This is a genomic window from Martinezella lusitana (genome assembly GCF_016901135.1).
Taxonomy (GTDB): domain Bacteria; phylum Pseudomonadota; class Alphaproteobacteria; order Rhizobiales; family Rhizobiaceae; genus Rhizobium; species Rhizobium lusitanum_D.
Genome location: NZ_JAFEVL010000075.1, coordinates 327,633 through 341,952, shown reverse-complemented (window position 1 = coordinate 341,952; position 14,320 = coordinate 327,633). Strand labels below are relative to the sequence as shown.

The window sequence follows — 14,320 nt, the reverse complement described above, 5'->3', positions numbered from 1 at the left end:
TACAAGCGTTACCGGCGTGATGATTGGTGGGTATCGCGCAGGGCAAATCAAACGGAACCCGCTTAAAAATTGGGAGTAACAATATGAAGAAGTATCTTCTGTCGGCGGTGGCTTTGTCGGCGATGATCGCATTCGCTGGCGTTGCGAAGGCCGACATCATTGTCGGCGTTGGCGGTCCCTTGACGGGTCCGAATGCTGCGTTTGGCGCGCAGCTCCAGAAGGGTGCCGAACAGGCTGCTGCCGATATCAACGCAGCCGGCGGCATCAACGGCGAAAAGGTCAAGATCGAACTCGGCGACGACGTCTCGGACGCGAAGCAGGGTGTTTCGGTCGCCAACAAGTTCGTCGCTGACGGCGTGAAGTTCGTTGTCGGTCACTTCAACTCGGGCGTTTCCATCCCGGCTTCGGAAGTGTACGCCGAAAACGGTATTCTGCAGATTACCCCGGCTTCCACCAACCCACAATTCACGGAGCGTGGCCTCTGGAACACTTTCCGTACCTGCGGTCGTGACGACCAGCAGGGCGCAGTTGCCGGCAAGTATATCGCCGACAATTTCAAGGGTGCCAAGGTTGCCGTCGTTCACGACAAGACCCCCTATGGCCAGGGCCTCGCTGACGAAACCAAGAAGAACCTCAACGCCGCTGGCGTGACGGAAGTTCTTTATGAAGGCATCACCCCCGGCGACAAGGACTATTCGGCCCTCATCGCCAAGATGAAGCAAGCTGGCGTAGATTTCGTCTACTACGGCGGTCTGCACACCGAAGCCGGCCTGATCATGCGTCAGATGGCCGATCAGGGCGTCAAGGCTCACTTCATGTCCGGTGACGGCATCGTCTCCAACGAGCTGGCTTCGATCGCGGGCGACGCCGTTGACGGCACGCTGATGACCTTCGCTCCGGATCCGCGCAAGAACCCGGCTTCTGCAGATCTTGTCGCCAAGTTCCGCGCTGCCGGCTATGAGCCGGAAGGCTACACGCTGTACTCCTATTCTGCTCTGCAGGTCATTGCCGCTGCAGCCAAGGCTGCCGGCTCCAACGACCCGATGGCCGTTGCCGACGCGATGAAGGCAAAGGGTCCGTTCAAGACCGCTATCGGCGACCTCGGCTTCAACGCCAAGGGCGACATTACCCGTCCGGACTATGTCATGTACAAGTGGTCCAAGGGTTCCGACGGCAAGTACAACTACGACGAAATCTCGAAGTAATCTTTGCGATGCCGGCTTGCCGGCATCCATTCGATCTGCGAAGCCCGGCCATTGGCCGGGCTTTTTTCATTGTTAACATTGAGAAATATGTGTTTTTCTATCTGAAATTTTGCCGTTATCATAACATGAAGGACCCACCGATCGTGAGACGCTGGGCGAGCTTTATGGTGGCTGCGGTAATAGGTAGTCCGCACCAACAATGCGGCGAACACTTCATGCATAGCGCCGGGTCGGGAACTAATGGCCGCGGCACGGGTTCAACTTTGGAACAGGAGAACCTTCGTTATGCCAAATCCTTCAAACGAGCCAAGCCTCACACCTTCCGCCGACAGCCCCGGTCAAAAGGCCGAAAAGGTCCGCGCCGGAAAAGGCGTTGTGAGTATCATCGGTGGAATCGCGGTCGTGTTTCTTTGCATCTTTGTCGGCATTATCGGTTATGCCCTGATCTTTGGCTTGAGCCAGTGACCTGTGCCGGCGCATGACGGAACACGAACTGCCCTTAAAAATGAGTGCAGTAAACAACCGCCGGCTGGTGAGGCCGACGGGTATGCTGTGGTGGACTTGGTGGACTGGTATGTCGACACTTCGTAGCGTACCGCCCCTGATCTAACGCAATCGATGGCGTTTAGGCCGCCATAGCCAACGAGCCGACAACGGTATAATGCTTTCCTCATGGCCCTAGATCCAATCAAAGTTCTTGCAGACTATGCTGAGGCAGATTGCAGCGTGCAGTTCTGGATTGCCGACGCTCCTGCAGTTGAATTCAAGTCTTTAAGGGCCGCGGTCAGATACGCCAAAGATCATGGTGGACGATGGCAAGAGATCGAAATCACGGTGCATTTGCCCCGAGAGGACATCGTCTATGCAACTGAAAAGGTGCACAGGCTGATTGATGCATTGAAAATTCGAGGTGATCGCTAGTTGCTTCGGGAATTTTCCTCACCGAGCTTCTAAACAAGACCGGTGGGCACGGTGGCGGTTGGAAGATGGCCGCCGACATGCCTAGCGCGGCTATGCCGGCGGATGGAGGCACGTGTGAAGGCGCACCCCCTACCAGCCGCTTCGTGGTCGGCTGGGTCTGAATTCGTGCGGACAAATACTAGAGCATTTCATGTTTTGACCGAAGCATAGCCAGCGTTTGAGAAGTAGTTGGCGCATTCGTCAGGCTTGATGGTGTCTGCGAGGTAGCCGAGATGGCGCCAGGTGTCTTCGATGGTTCTCTTTTGAGCGTGACGCATCCAGTGCTTGATTTTGGCGAAGACCTGCTCGATGGGATTGAGATCTGGCGAATATTTCGGCAGAAACCATAGCCTGGCACCGGCCGCCCTGATGGCCTCGCGAATGGCCTTGGCTTTGTGTGAGCCGAGATTGTCGAGGATGACGATATCGCCGGGCTTGAGGATCGGGATCAACTGTTGGCGGACATAAGCGCCGAAGCACTCACCATTGATGGGACCATCGAAGACGCAGGGCGCGGTGAGCCGATCGCAGCGCAAGGCGCCGAGGAAGGTAAGCGTGCGCCAGCGGCCATGCGGTGTGAAGCCGCGCAGCCTCTTGCCTTTCGGGCCCCAGCCACGCAACGGCGCCATATTGGTCCTGATCCAAGTTTCGTCGATAAAGACAAGCCGCTTCGGATCGAAGCGGCCTTGCCAGACCCTCCAGCGCGCTCTGCGCCGGGCTACGCCGGCACGACCCTGCTCAAGGGCGAACAGTGTTTTTTTTGAAGCTCAAGCCTTCCCGGCGCATAAATTGCCAGATGGCATTGTGGGAGACGGTCACGCCGCGGGCGGCCAGTTCATCCTTCAGCCGATGCAGCGTCAGGTGTGATGTCTGATCAATCCACTCCACAATGAAGGTGCGGTGCGGTTCCAAGATGCGCCGGCGATGACCACCCATCTTGCCGGGCGACACGCTGCCGGTCGTCCGATGTCGCTGCGACCACTTCACCACGGAGGAGACGGCAATGTCGAACCGTGCCGATACAACCCGGCAACTCTGGCCAGCTTCAACTGCGGAAACAACACGCTCACGAAGGTCGTTCGAGTAAGGTCGTGTCATGGATACCGGCCTCCATTCCAGCATCCATCATGAAGCACAATTCTCCTGATTTGCGAATCCCCGTCGATTCCGAAAAGCAATGAACCGCTCTAAAGGCTCTTGGCCAGTCGCGCTTCTTCATGATGCTGCCGGCAAAGTGAAATGAGCTGGTCGTAGTCAAAGAAGACCATCCTGTTTCCGTTATGCCGCACGCGATGGTGGACAACAGTTGCCGGCTCGACTGTTTCGGTCTCAAGACAGATCTCGCAGAGCGACTGATGTGTGATCTTTTTCCGGCGTATCCGGCGCCACTCCGACGTTTGATATAGCCTTCGCGCGAAGACGCGCTCCGGCGTGAGTTCAGCCACTTTGGCGAGCCTCCCGACGCTCTTCTTCCATCCTTCTTATAGGTAATGCGCCGGCCACCGTGGTTCGATCAGCCGTGCTAACACTGTTGTGTATCCGCACGAAAGTACCATATATGGTGGGACGGCCCAGGTGCGCCCGTATGGCGCTCAGTCCTCGCCGCACAATCCAACGGAGAAATGTCATGACCAAACTAGAAGACGCTTCGGCGTCTGCGGAACCCTATGACGCGAAGACGCTAGCTAAGAAGCATCGCATCGACATCAAGGAGGCCGAAAAGATCATTGCCGAGCACGGCTCAGATCGTAAAGCCTCGGATAAAGCTGCCCGTCGCATCGCAGCCTGATAAAGCAAAAGCGGCGCGCCAACCTGCCTACGCTGCTGTGGCAATGCGCGCCTCAAAAGCCTCGATGCGCATCTTGCCGGCGAACAGCTCGCCGGATCGATAGGCCGGATCGCGACACACAGATATCTCGATGAGGTCGCAATCGGTGATGATGCGCAGTCGACCGTTCACGGTGTCCCGCCAGCTTGAAACGGGTCGCTCAAACCCAACGGAAGACCGGCTCGCGCACGGCAACGAGCATCGTGTATCGCTTGGTCGCCGGCGTCGGTATGGTTGGCCCATGCATCGACATGCAAGCCGACATCATCCTCGATAGCAAGAGGCTGCTGTTTGATTGGCTGGCGACGATGGCTCTCCGATCGTGGTCGCTGCAAAGGTTAGTCCGGCCTGCCGCTATCGATTTTGTGAACGCGCCACGTTCGAAGCGCTCCTCAAAGGATGTACCGCCACTACTGATGAAAGCCGGTTGCCGCCATTTGAGAGCGTATCCGACCATTCGCCGGCCGGTTACGGATAGGCCTTCATCCATCAGATGTCGCGCTTGCGCGCCGCAACAACCATCTTTGCGCGCGCCTTGGCCGGGCTTTTTTCATTGTTACCGGTAGAGGATCACCATTTTCTTCGCCGCCGACCTGCTTTAAGTCTGCCCGGTATCGGCAGGAGGAGGTGCAACATGAGCAGACCCAGTATTCTCGTTACCCGGCGCTGGCCTGTTGCGGTCGAGGCGGCGCTTTCCGAGCGTTTTGATGTCACGCTGAACAAGGCTGACATTGCGCTCGATACGGGGCAGTTGCGTGAGGCGCTGCGGGCTTATGATGCGGTTCTGCCGACCGTTTCCGACAAGCTTCCGGCAGCACTTTTCGAAGATGAGGCGATCAGGACGAAGATCCTCGGCAATTTTGGCGTCGGCTTCAATCACATCGATATCGCCGCCGCTCGGGCGAAGGGTATCGTTATCACCAATACGCCCGGTGTGCTGACGGATTGCACCGCCGATATCGCCATGCTGCTGTTGCTGTCCGTCGCCCGCCGTGGCGGGGAGGGCGAGCGGGAATTGCGCGCTGGCGCATGGACCGGCTGGCGGCCGACGCATCTGGTCGGCACTAAGGTTACCGGCAAGACCGTCGGCATCATCGGCTTTGGCCGCATCGGCAGGGCGTTCGCGCAGCGCTGCCATTTCGGTTTCGGCATGGATGTCGTCTTCCATAATCGCTCCGCCATCGATCCGATGGAGGCCGCGCGCTATGGCGCCATGCAATTGCAGACGGTGGAAGACGTGCTTGCAGCCTCCGACTTCGTCTCGCTGCATTGCCCCGGCGGCGCGGAAAACCGTCACCTGATGAATGCCGCCCGTTTCGCCGCAATGAAGCCGAGCGCCTTCCTGATCAATACTGCGCGCGGTGATGTTGTCGATGAGGCAGCGCTGATCTCGGCGCTCGAGCACGGCACGATCCGCGGCGCCGGTCTCGATGTTTATGAGGCAGAACCGAACGTGCCGGAGCGGTTGAGCGCGATGGACAATGTGGTGCTTCTGCCGCATCTCGGCAGCGCCACCGAAGAGACGCGCACTGCCATGGGCATGAAGGTGGTGGACAATATCACCGCCTTCTTTGCGGGGCGCGAGCCGCCAGATCGGGTGGCCTAGCTCCTTCGCCCAGTAATGCGGGAGAGGGGTGATCGCATCTAGATCTCGTGCAGCACATGGGCCGCCTTGACGGCGGCGGACGCCCGGTTTTCGACGCCGAGCTTCACGTAGATCTGCTCCAGATGCTTGTTCACCGTGCGGGCTGAAAGCCCAAGGATTTCACCGATGTCGCGGTTGGATTTGCCCTTGGCGATCCATAGCAGCACTTCGGATTCGCGTTGCGTCAGCGAGAAGTGCTGGCGCAGGATCTCGTCGTCGGCGCGTTGATTGGTTGCCGTCAGGCGAAACAGGTATTCGTCGGGGCCGATGGCGCCGAGGAAGGCGAATTGAAGGGCGGCCTGGCCGCCATTGCTGATGGAAACGATGTTGTCGCGCGCCGGGCCGAGCCGCTCGCGTTCGAGCATGAAGGCTGCAATGTGTTTCGACGCGAGATCGAGGCCGTCGTCGCTGCCGGTGGCGGCGTTGATGAGGCGGGTTGCCTGCGGTGTCGACCAATGGATCGAACCATTGCCTTTGACCGCCAGGAGATGACGGCCTGCGGCATCGAGCGCCACTCGCGCACTCTGCGCAGAGCGGGCATTGCGCAGGTGAACGCGGATGCGGGCGCGCAGCTCGTCGACATTGATCGGCTTGGTGAGATAATCGACGCCGCCGGATTCCAGCGCATGCACCACATGCTCTGTTTCGGTGAGCCCGGTCATGAAGACGACGGGAATCTGGGCGATTCCCGCATTGGCCTTCAGCCGGCGACATGTCTCGAAACCATCCATCGACGGCATGACGGCGTCGAGCAGGATGAGGTCGGGCGTGATGCGTTCGACGATGTTCAGCGCCGCCGATCCCGAGGTGGCGATCAGCACCGAGAAGCCGGATTGTTCGAGAGCATCGGTCAGGAAGCCGAGCGCCTCCGGCGAATCGTCCACCAGCAAGACTATATCGCGGGGCAAGGCGGGCTCAGCCAATCTGTTCTACCTTTTCGTTGTCGAAGGTGCGCAGCGCTTCCAGGAAACCGCCGAGATCGAAGGCCTGGACATAGGTGCGCAAAGCGTCGGTGAAGGGCTTGTTTTCGTCCAGCTTGGCGAGATCGGCAAGCTTTGCTTCGATGCCCCTGACATAGCCGATCTCGCCGAGCCGCATCAATTCGTGCACATGCTCTATCCCCGGGCTCTTCAAGGGGGACGGTGGTTTCGGGGCGACCGGGGCGGATGCGTCAGTATAGGCCCACTTGAGGCCGAGATGCAGGGCAAGCTTGTCGCGAAGCTGGCGGATGTCGATCGGCTTGGAGATTGCGTCATTGTGGCTGTCGTCGCTGTCGGCCGCGGCGGCGGCGTCGCCGATATTGGCAGACAGCATCAGGATCGGCGCCGTCTGGCCGCTTTCTCTCAGCCGCGACACCAGTTGCCAGCCGTTCATGCCGGGCATGGAGATATCCACCAGGAAAAGGTCCGGCTTGATGCCCTCGATCAGCGTCAGGCAATCGGGACCGCCGGCAGCGGTCAGCACGATAAAATCGAGCGGCGACAGCACTTCGCGCATCAGCTCGCGATGATCCTCGTTATCATCGACGACGACGATGGTGCGGCGCGGTCCCTCATAGCCGACGATGCGTTGCTCCTGTGGTGGCGGCTTCATCGGGCGGAGCACGGCCGACAGCATCAGGCGCACACGGAATGTCGAGCCCTTGTCCTTCTCGCTGGCGACCGAGATCTCGCCGCCGAGCGTATTCGTCAGCAATTGCGTGATGGTCAGGCCGAGGCCGAGGCCGGGCATGGGTCTTACGCTGTCGGCCTCGCCACGCTGGAAGGGCTCATAGATGCGGGTGAGATCCTTTTCCGCGATGCCCCGCCCCGTATCCGAAACGGCGAAGGTGGCGACCTGGTTGCGGTAGCCGACCTCGAAGCGAACGCTGCCCGTATCGGTGAACTTGATGGCATTGGACAGCAGGTTGACGAGGATCTGCCGCAGGCGTTTCTCGTCGGTGCGGACATAGTCCGGCAAGGCGCCGGAGCGCTCGTGGATGAAGGCCAATCCCTTTGCCTGCGCCTGCGGATGGAACATATCGATGATCTGGTCGAGGAAGTCGTGGATGTTGATTTCGTTGGAATAGACCTGAAGGCGGCCGGCCTCGATCTTCGATATGTCGAGCAGCCCGTCGATCAGGCCGGAGAGATGCTCGGCGCTGCGGCGGATGACCTTCAGGGAGGATTGGCGTGGAGCGGGAATGGTCTCGTCGCGCTCGAGGATCTGCGCGTAGCCGAGCACGGCATTGAGCGGCGTGCGCAATTCGTGGCTCAAGCCCACGACATAACGGCTTTTGGCGCGGTTTGCGGCTTCCGCCACTTCCTTGGCGCTCTGCAAGGCGGCGTCCGTCTTCTTGTGCGCGGCGATTTCCTTCAAGAGAAGCGTGTTCTGACGCGAGGATTCCTCCTCGGCCACCACGCGGCTGTCATGGGCAAGCACGTAGAACCAGCAGACGACGCCGGCGATGACGGCGAAGACGAAGAAGACGATGAGGATGGTGCGGTTGACCACAACAGCCGTTTCGGGCGAGGCGGCGCCGACCTGATGCGCGATCATCGCCAGGATGGCGCCGACGGCCGTCAATGCCACGGCGACCGCAATGCCATAACGACCGAGACGCGTGGCGAGCTTGGCGACGATGCTTTCGGGCAGCAGCGTCTTGGCGACGGTGCCGACTTGCGTGTTGAGCCGCGCTTTCGGCTTGCACATGTCGTGACAGCGGCTGTCGAGCGAGCAACAGAGCGAGCAGATCGGCGCGGCATAGGCTGGACACCAGGCCATGTCCTCCGGTTCGAAGGGATGCTCGCAGATCGAGCAGGTGATGCTCGTGAGATTCTTCCAGCTCTGGCGCGGCTTGCGGGCCAGATAATATTTGCCTTTGGTGGCCCAGGCGATGGTGGGCGACGCGATGAGCGCGACAATCAAAGTGATATAGGGCGCAAGCGAGGCGGCGAGAGTGCCGAAGGCACCGAAATGAGCGATCAGCGAGATCGTCGCCGAGAGTGCCATGGCTCCGAGGCCGACCGGATTGATGTCATAGAGATGCGCGCGCTTGAATTCGATGCCGGGTGGCGCCAGCCCAAGCGGCTTGTTGATGAAGAGATCGGCGGAGATCGTGCAGAGCCAGGCCATGGCGATGATCGAGAAGATGCCGAGCGTCTCCTCCAGCAGCTTGTAGATGCCCAGTTCCATCAGAAGCAGGGCGATGGCGACATTGAAGACGAGCCAGATCACACGGCCGGGATGGCTATGGGTCAGTCGCGAAAAGAAGTTCGACCAGGCGAGCGAGCCGGCATAGGCATTCATGACGTTGATCTTCAGCTGCGAGATCATCACGAAGGCGGCCATCAGCAGCAGCGCGGCATTGTGCCAGGGGATCATGTAGCCGAAGGCGGTGAGATACATCTGGGCGGGATCGGCGGCGCGATCGGCCGGTACGCCCGAGGTCAGCGTCAGGACGACGAGGAAGGAGCCGGCAAGCAGCTTCGGTGCGCCGATGATCACCCAGCCGGGGCCAGCGAGGAAGATCGCCAGGCGATGGCGCAATTTGCGGTGCCCTTCAGGCGGCAGGAAACGCAGGAAATCGGCCTGTTCGCCGATCTGCGACATCAACGCCAGAATGACGGCGGAAGCCGCACCGAATTCCACGAGATCGAAGGGCGCAGCACTTCCCGGCGCGCTCGATGCGTGATGGATGCCGGCAAAAGCCCGCCAGAGATCGAATTTCCCCCAGTCGGAAAAGGCGATGAAGACGAAGGGCAGGATGTTGAGAACGATCCAGAAGGGCTGCGTCAGCAGTTGAAACCGGCTGATCAGACGGACGCCATGCGTCACGAGCGGGATCACCATGACGGCGCTGATGATGTAGCCGATCCACAAGGGTATGCCGAGCGTCAGCTCCAATGCACCCGACATGATCGACGCCTCGATCGCAAACAGCATGAAGGTGAAGCTGGCATAGATCAGCGAGGTAATGGTCGAACCGATATAGCCGAAGCTCGCGCCGCGCGTCAGAAGGTCGATGTCGACGCCGTGGCGGATGGCATAGCGGCTGATCGGCAGACCGATCGCCAGCATGACGATGCTGGCGACGATGATGGCGTAGAAGGCGTTGGTCGTGCCGTAGGAAAGCGTGATCGCGCCGCCGATCGCCTCCAGTGCCAGGAATGAGATGGCGCCGATCGCCGTCTGCGAGATGCGCTGCGAGGAGAATTGCCGGGCGCTCTTGGCGGTGAAACGCAGGGCGTAGTCTTCCAGCGTCTGGTTCGCGACCCAGCGGTTATACTCGCGTCTCACAGGAATGATGCGTTGCCGCGCAGCCATGCTTACCCTTCAGCAGTCCTGCCCATCGTATTCCGGCAGTCTAGAGATGTCGTAACATGGATCGATACCGTGCTTAAGGGCATGAGAGCACCATAGACTGCACATTTCGCCCCGGCGCCTACGTCATATTACGTATGTGGTTTCCCCAGGGGCTGCCGGATAGTCGCTGAAGGCAACGGTTAATCTTCGTTACCGGCCGTTGCAGCAGACAAAAAGAGGGGAACCACAAATGAAACTGAAGACTCTCGTCTCCGGCGCGCTGCTTAGCGCCATCATGTCCACGACCGCATTCCACGGCGCCTTTGCCGCCGACGACACCATCAAGGTCGGTGTCCTTCATTCCCTTTCCGGCACCATGGCGATTTCGGAAACGACGCTCAAGGACGCCATGCTGATGCTCATCGACGAGCAGAACAAGAAGGGCGGCGTTCTCGGCAAGAAGCTTGAGCCCGTCGTCGTCGACCCGGCTTCCGACTGGCCGCTGTTTGCCGAAAAGGCCCGCGAGCTGATCCAGAAGGACAAGGTCTCGGCCGTCTTCGGCTGCTGGACCTCCGTGTCGCGCAAGTCAGTCCTGCCCGTCTTCAAGGAACTGGATTCGATCCTGTTCTACCCCGTTCAGTTTGAAGGTGAAGAGTCCGAGCGCAACGTTTTCTATACGGGTGCCGCTCCGAACCAGCAGGCGATCCCCGCCGTCGATTACCTGATGAAGAACGAAGGCGTGCAGCGCTGGGTGCTCGAAGGCACCGACTATGTTTATCCGCGCACGACCAACAAGATCCTCGAGGCCTATCTGAAGTCCAAGGGCGTCAAGGACGAAGACATCATCATCAACTACACGCCGTTCGGCTTCTCCGACTGGCAGACGGAAGTCTCGAAGATCAAGGCCTTCGGCGCAGCCGGCAAGAAGACCGCCGTCGTCTCGACCATCAACGGCGATGCCAACGTGCCCTTCTACAAGGAACTGGGTAACCAGGGCGTCAAGGCCGAAGATATCCCGGTCGTCGCCTTCTCGGTCGGCGAAGAGGAACTGGCCGGCGTCGACACCAAGCCGCTTGTGGGACATCTGGCCGCCTGGAACTACTTCCAGTCCGTCGACACGCCCGCCAATGCCGCCTTCATCAAGGAATGGCACGCCTACACCAAGAACGACAAGCGCGTGACCAACGACCCGATGGAAGCCGCCTATATCGGCTTCAACATGTGGGTGAAGGCCGTGGAGAAGGCCGGCACGACCGATCCGGACAAGGTCATCGACGCACTCGTCGGCGTCTCGGTTCCGAACCTGACCGGCGGCTACGCCACCATGATGCCGAACCACTACATCACCAAGCCGGTTCTGATCGGCGAAGTGCAGGAAAACGGCCAGTTCGACGTCGTTTCGCAGACCCCTGCGGTGGTCGGCAAGGAATGGTCCGATTATCTGCCCGACAGCAAGGACCTGATCTCGGATTGGCGCATGCCGATGAACTGCGGCAACTTCAACGTTTCCACCGGCAAGTGCGGCGGCAAGGGTTCCTGATTTTCGCCGACGTAACGCAAGACAGCCGCGGGCAGGCTTTTCTGCCCGTGGCAGCTTGAGGGGACAAGCCCAATGTTTGACAAATTCGTCTACCGCATGGCCTTGGCGCTCGTCGCCTGCTTCTGCCTGGTGCTGGCGTTCACGGCCACGGCCTTGCGCGCCCAGGAGGATGCCCACGGCCTCGTCAACTCGCTCGGCCAGGCCAATTTCCAGCAGGCGGCCGGCATCGTCCAGAACCTTGCAAAGACCGGCGACCCCAAGGTCGTGCCGGCATTGCAGGCCTTCTCCGATGGCGATCTCTATATCAGGAAATCCGACAACCAGGTCTTCATCGCCAAGTCCTCCGGTGACATGATGGCGCTGGTGGATCCGCTCACCGGGCAGGCGGCCGGCCAGGAAGCCACGGACAATCTCGGCAAGATCAAGATCAACAACAACCTCCGCCGCGCGGTTCGTGCGGCTCTCGGCAGTTTGACGCTGATGAGCCCGGATCGCGGTGTCCGCCTGGAGGCGGCGCAATCGGTGTTGAAATCGCCGAGCGCGGACTCGCTGGAGGCCGTCGAGACGGCGCTGCAGAACGAGAAGGACGGAGAGATTCGCACCGTCCTTGAACGGGCGCGAGCTGTTGCGGTACTCAGCTCCGACCGCCCGGTGCAAGACAAGAAGGCTGCGATCGAGACGATTAAGGTCGAGGGCGGCCGTGATGCCATCGGCATCCTCTCTTCGGTTTCCGTCGACGACAGTCTCAAGCCGGATGTCGCAGCCGCCATTGCCGGCATCCAGGAACAGTTGAAGTTCTGGGATGCCGTGCAGAATGTCTGGTACGGCCTATCGCTCGGCTCCGTGCTGCTTTTGGCGGCCATCGGCCTCGCCATCACCTTCGGGGTCATGGGCATCATCAACATGGCGCATGGCGAGATGGTGATGCTTGGGGCCTATTCCACCTTCATGGTCCAGAGTGTCATCCGCACGTCCTATCCGGAACTCTTCGACTGGTCGCTGGCGATCGCCTTGCCCGTTGCCTTCATCGTGACCGGTGCCGTCGGCCTCGTTATCGAGCGCGGTGTCATCCGCTTTCTCTATGGCCGGCCGCTGGAGACGCTGCTCGCCACCTGGGGCATCTCGCTGATCCTGCAGCAGGCGGTACGCTCGATCTTCGGGCCGACCAATCAGGAAGTCGGCAATCCCTCCTGGATGTCCGGTTCCTTCGATCTCGGCTATCTCTCCGTCACCTGGAACCGTCTCTGGATCATTGTCTTCGCGCTCGGCGTCTTCGTCGCGCTGCTGCTTCTCCTCAAGCGCTCCGCCTTCGGCCTGCAGATGCGGGCGGTGACGCAGAACAGGCGCATGGCCTCCTCCATGGGCATTCGCACGCCTTGGGTCGATGCCTTCACCTTTGCTCTTGGGTCAGGCATTGCCGGCATGGCGGGTGTCGCGCTTTCGCAGATCGACAACGTCTCGCCAAACCTTGGTCAGAGCTACATCATCGACAGCTTCATGGTCGTGGTCTTTGGCGGCGTCGGCAATCTCTGGGGCACGCTGGTCGGCGCCTTCTCGCTCGGCATCCTCAACAAATTCCTTGAGCCCTATGCGGGGGCGGTGCTCGGCAAGATCCTCGTGCTCGTCCTCATCATCCTCTTCATCCAGAAACGTCCGCGCGGTCTCTTCGCGCTCAAGGGAAGGGCGGTGGAAGCATGATTACGGCCTTCATCCTTCGCTCGCTCGACCGCCGCATCAGCATCGCCATCGCGATATTGATCGCCGTCGCCTTCCTCGTGCCGCTGTCGAACCTGTTGTTGCCGGAGACCAGCGCGCTGCATGTGCCGACCTACCTGATGTCGCTGTTCGGCAAGTATCTGACCTATGCGCTGCTCGCCTTGGCGCTCGACCTCGTCTGGGGCTATTGCGGCATTCTCTCGCTCGGCCACGGCGCTTTCTTCGCGCTCGGCGGCTATGCGATGGGCATGTATCTGATGCGGCAGATCGGCTCGCGCGGCACCTATGGCAATCCCATTCTGCCTGACTTCATGGTGTTCCTGAACTGGAAGGAGCTGCCATGGTTCTGGTACGGCTTCGATCATTTCTGGTTCGCGATGATCATGGTCCTCGTCGCGCCCGGCCTGCTTGCCTTCATCTTCGGCTGGTTCGCCTTCCGCTCACGCGTCAATGGCGTCTATCTGTCGATCATCACCCAGGCGATGACCTATGCCCTGCTGCTTGCCTTCTTCCGCAACGATATGGGCTTCGGCGGCAATAACGGCCTGACCGATTTCAAGGATATCCTCGGCTTCAACATCCAGGCTGATGGCACGCGCGCCGTGCTCTTCGCCATCACAGCGCTGATCCTGGCGCTGGCGCTGATGCTGTCCTCGGCCATCGTGCGGTCGAAGTTCGGTAAGGTGCTGGTCGGCGTGCGCGACGCGGAAAGCCGCACGCGCTTCCTCGGCTACCGCGTCGAGCATGTGAAGCTCTTCGTCTTCGTCGTATCGGCGATGATGGCGGGTGTTGCCGGTGCGCTCTATGTGCCGCAGATCGGCATCATCAACCCTGGCGAATTCGCTCCCGCCAACTCCATCGAAGTGGTCATCTGGACGGCGGTCGGCGGCCGGGCAACGCTGATCGGCCCGATCATCGGCGCCATCCTCGTCAACGGCGGCAAGACTGTTTTCACCGGCCTGTTCCCCAGTTTCTGGCTGTTCGCGCTCGGCGGCCTGTTCGTCGCGGTGACGCTGTTGCTGCCCAAGGGTATCGTCGGGACGGCGGCGCAATATATCGGCAGCGGCCGCAAGCCGGTCAGCCCGAAGCCCAAGGCCGAGGAAGATGATGCCAGCAAGACGATTCAGGCGGCGGAGTGAGCC

Annotated in this window: 13 protein-coding genes; 7 read left to right on the top strand and 6 right to left on the bottom strand. The window is 60.3% G+C overall.

Annotated features, from left to right (window positions below):
- Window positions 1–83: 83 nt before the first annotated feature.
- Both JTP94_RS33380 and JTP94_RS33375 read left to right on the top strand, forming a co-directional pair.
- Entirely contained in the window at window positions 84–1,205 is a 1,122-nt protein-coding gene (locus JTP94_RS33380) for a branched-chain amino acid ABC transporter substrate-binding protein (RefSeq protein ID WP_204854625.1), read from the top strand.
- A 672-nt stretch (window positions 1,206–1,877) separates the two neighbouring features.
- Complete coding sequence (locus JTP94_RS33375; RefSeq protein WP_204854624.1) at window positions 1,878–2,126, top strand: hypothetical protein; 249 nt, start codon at window positions 1,878–1,880, stop codon at window positions 2,124–2,126.
- Window positions 2,127–2,314: 188 nt separating this feature from the next.
- On the opposite strand, the gene JTP94_RS33370 is transcribed toward JTP94_RS33375, so the two are convergent.
- Together JTP94_RS33370 and JTP94_RS33365 are read right to left on the bottom strand one after the other, a co-directional pair.
- Window positions 2,315–3,263 (bottom strand): IS630 family transposase gene (locus tag JTP94_RS33370; protein WP_204854623.1). Its coding sequence is split into 2 segments (ribosomal slippage): window positions 2,315–2,926 and window positions 2,928–3,263, totalling 948 coding nucleotides; the frame shifts between segments, so codons are not numbered across the junction.
- An 89-nt stretch (window positions 3,264–3,352) separates the two neighbouring features.
- Window positions 3,353–3,610, bottom strand: a complete 258-nt coding sequence (locus JTP94_RS33365; protein WP_204854622.1) for an HNH endonuclease signature motif containing protein — start codon at window positions 3,608–3,610, stop codon at window positions 3,353–3,355.
- Between the two features lie 182 nt (window positions 3,611–3,792).
- Here JTP94_RS33365 and JTP94_RS33360 point away from each other — a divergent pair, with 182 nt between their 5' ends.
- Entirely contained in the window at window positions 3,793–3,954 is a 162-nt protein-coding gene (locus JTP94_RS33360) for a hypothetical protein (protein ID WP_204854621.1), read from the top strand.
- 27 nt (window positions 3,955–3,981) lie between these two features.
- Here JTP94_RS33360 and JTP94_RS35865 read toward each other — a convergent pair whose 3' ends face one another.
- Together JTP94_RS35865 and JTP94_RS36110 are read right to left on the bottom strand one after the other, a co-directional pair.
- A complete protein-coding gene (locus tag JTP94_RS35865; protein WP_271025228.1) occupies window positions 3,982–4,236 on the bottom strand; it encodes an HK97 family phage prohead protease in 255 nt (84 codons plus the stop codon).
- Window positions 4,154–4,450, bottom strand: coding sequence for an HK97 family phage prohead protease (locus tag JTP94_RS36110; RefSeq protein ID WP_409456656.1), 297 nt, complete (start codon window positions 4,448–4,450; stop codon window positions 4,154–4,156). The genes JTP94_RS35865 and JTP94_RS36110 overlap by 83 nt, the downstream gene beginning before the upstream one ends.
- 177 nt (window positions 4,451–4,627) lie before the next feature.
- On the opposite strand from JTP94_RS36110, the gene JTP94_RS33345 reads away from it, so the two are divergent.
- Window positions 4,628–5,599, top strand: a complete 972-nt coding sequence (locus JTP94_RS33345; RefSeq protein ID WP_204854618.1) for a D-glycerate dehydrogenase — start codon at window positions 4,628–4,630, stop codon at window positions 5,597–5,599.
- A 38-nt stretch (window positions 5,600–5,637) separates the two neighbouring features.
- Here JTP94_RS33345 and JTP94_RS33340 read toward each other — a convergent pair whose 3' ends face one another.
- Together JTP94_RS33340 and JTP94_RS33335 are read right to left on the bottom strand one after the other, a co-directional pair.
- Entirely contained in the window at window positions 5,638–6,561 is a 924-nt protein-coding gene (locus JTP94_RS33340; protein ID WP_204854617.1) for a response regulator transcription factor, read from the bottom strand.
- The gene (locus tag JTP94_RS33335; protein ID WP_204854616.1) at window positions 6,554–9,943 is read right to left on the bottom strand and encodes an ATP-binding protein; all 3,390 of its coding nucleotides are present in this window, start codon (window positions 9,941–9,943) and stop codon (window positions 6,554–6,556) included. Before JTP94_RS33335 ends, JTP94_RS33340 begins: the two co-directional genes overlap by 8 nt.
- A 229-nt stretch (window positions 9,944–10,172) precedes the next feature.
- Between JTP94_RS33335 and urtA the strand changes: the two genes are divergently transcribed.
- The 3 genes from urtA to urtC all read left to right on the top strand — a co-directional run bounded on the left by urtA (window position 10,173) and on the right by urtC (window position 14,317).
- Window positions 10,173–11,462: an urea ABC transporter substrate-binding protein gene (gene urtA / locus JTP94_RS33330; protein ID WP_204854615.1), complete on the top strand. Its 1,290-nt coding sequence runs from the start codon at window positions 10,173–10,175 to the stop codon at window positions 11,460–11,462.
- Between the two features lie 72 nt (window positions 11,463–11,534).
- Window positions 11,535–13,160: an urea ABC transporter permease subunit UrtB gene (urtB, locus tag JTP94_RS33325; RefSeq protein WP_409456648.1), complete on the top strand. Its 1,626-nt coding sequence runs from the start codon at window positions 11,535–11,537 to the stop codon at window positions 13,158–13,160.
- Window positions 13,157–14,317, top strand: a complete 1,161-nt coding sequence (urtC, locus tag JTP94_RS33320) for an urea ABC transporter permease subunit UrtC (RefSeq protein ID WP_204854614.1) — start codon at window positions 13,157–13,159, stop codon at window positions 14,315–14,317. Before urtB ends, urtC begins: the two co-directional genes overlap by 4 nt.
- Window positions 14,318–14,320: the final 3 nt, after the last annotated feature.

Excerpts from the sequence above, each read along its gene's own strand:
- JTP94_RS33380 (WP_204854625.1), top strand. The coding sequence starts at position 84 with ATGAAGAAGTATCTTCTGTCGGCGGTGGCTTTGTCGGCGATGATCGCA.
- JTP94_RS33375 (WP_204854624.1), top strand. The coding sequence starts at position 1,878 with ATGGCCCTAGATCCAATCAAAGTTCTTGCAGACTATGCTGAGGCAGAT.
- JTP94_RS33360 (WP_204854621.1), top strand. The coding sequence starts at position 3,793 with ATGACCAAACTAGAAGACGCTTCGGCGTCTGCGGAACCCTATGACGCG.
- JTP94_RS35865 (WP_271025228.1), bottom strand. The coding sequence starts at position 4,236 with ATGGGCCAACCATACCGACGCCGGCGACCAAGCGATACACGATGCTCG.
- JTP94_RS36110 (WP_409456656.1), bottom strand. The coding sequence starts at position 4,450 with ATGGTCGGATACGCTCTCAAATGGCGGCAACCGGCTTTCATCAGTAGT.
- JTP94_RS33345 (WP_204854618.1), top strand. The coding sequence starts at position 4,628 with ATGAGCAGACCCAGTATTCTCGTTACCCGGCGCTGGCCTGTTGCGGTC.
- JTP94_RS33335 (WP_204854616.1), bottom strand. The coding sequence starts at position 9,943 with ATGGCTGCGCGGCAACGCATCATTCCTGTGAGACGCGAGTATAACCGC.
- urtA (WP_204854615.1), top strand. The coding sequence starts at position 10,173 with ATGAAACTGAAGACTCTCGTCTCCGGCGCGCTGCTTAGCGCCATCATG.
- urtB (WP_409456648.1), top strand. The coding sequence starts at position 11,535 with ATGTTTGACAAATTCGTCTACCGCATGGCCTTGGCGCTCGTCGCCTGC.
- urtC (WP_204854614.1), top strand. The coding sequence starts at position 13,157 with ATGATTACGGCCTTCATCCTTCGCTCGCTCGACCGCCGCATCAGCATC.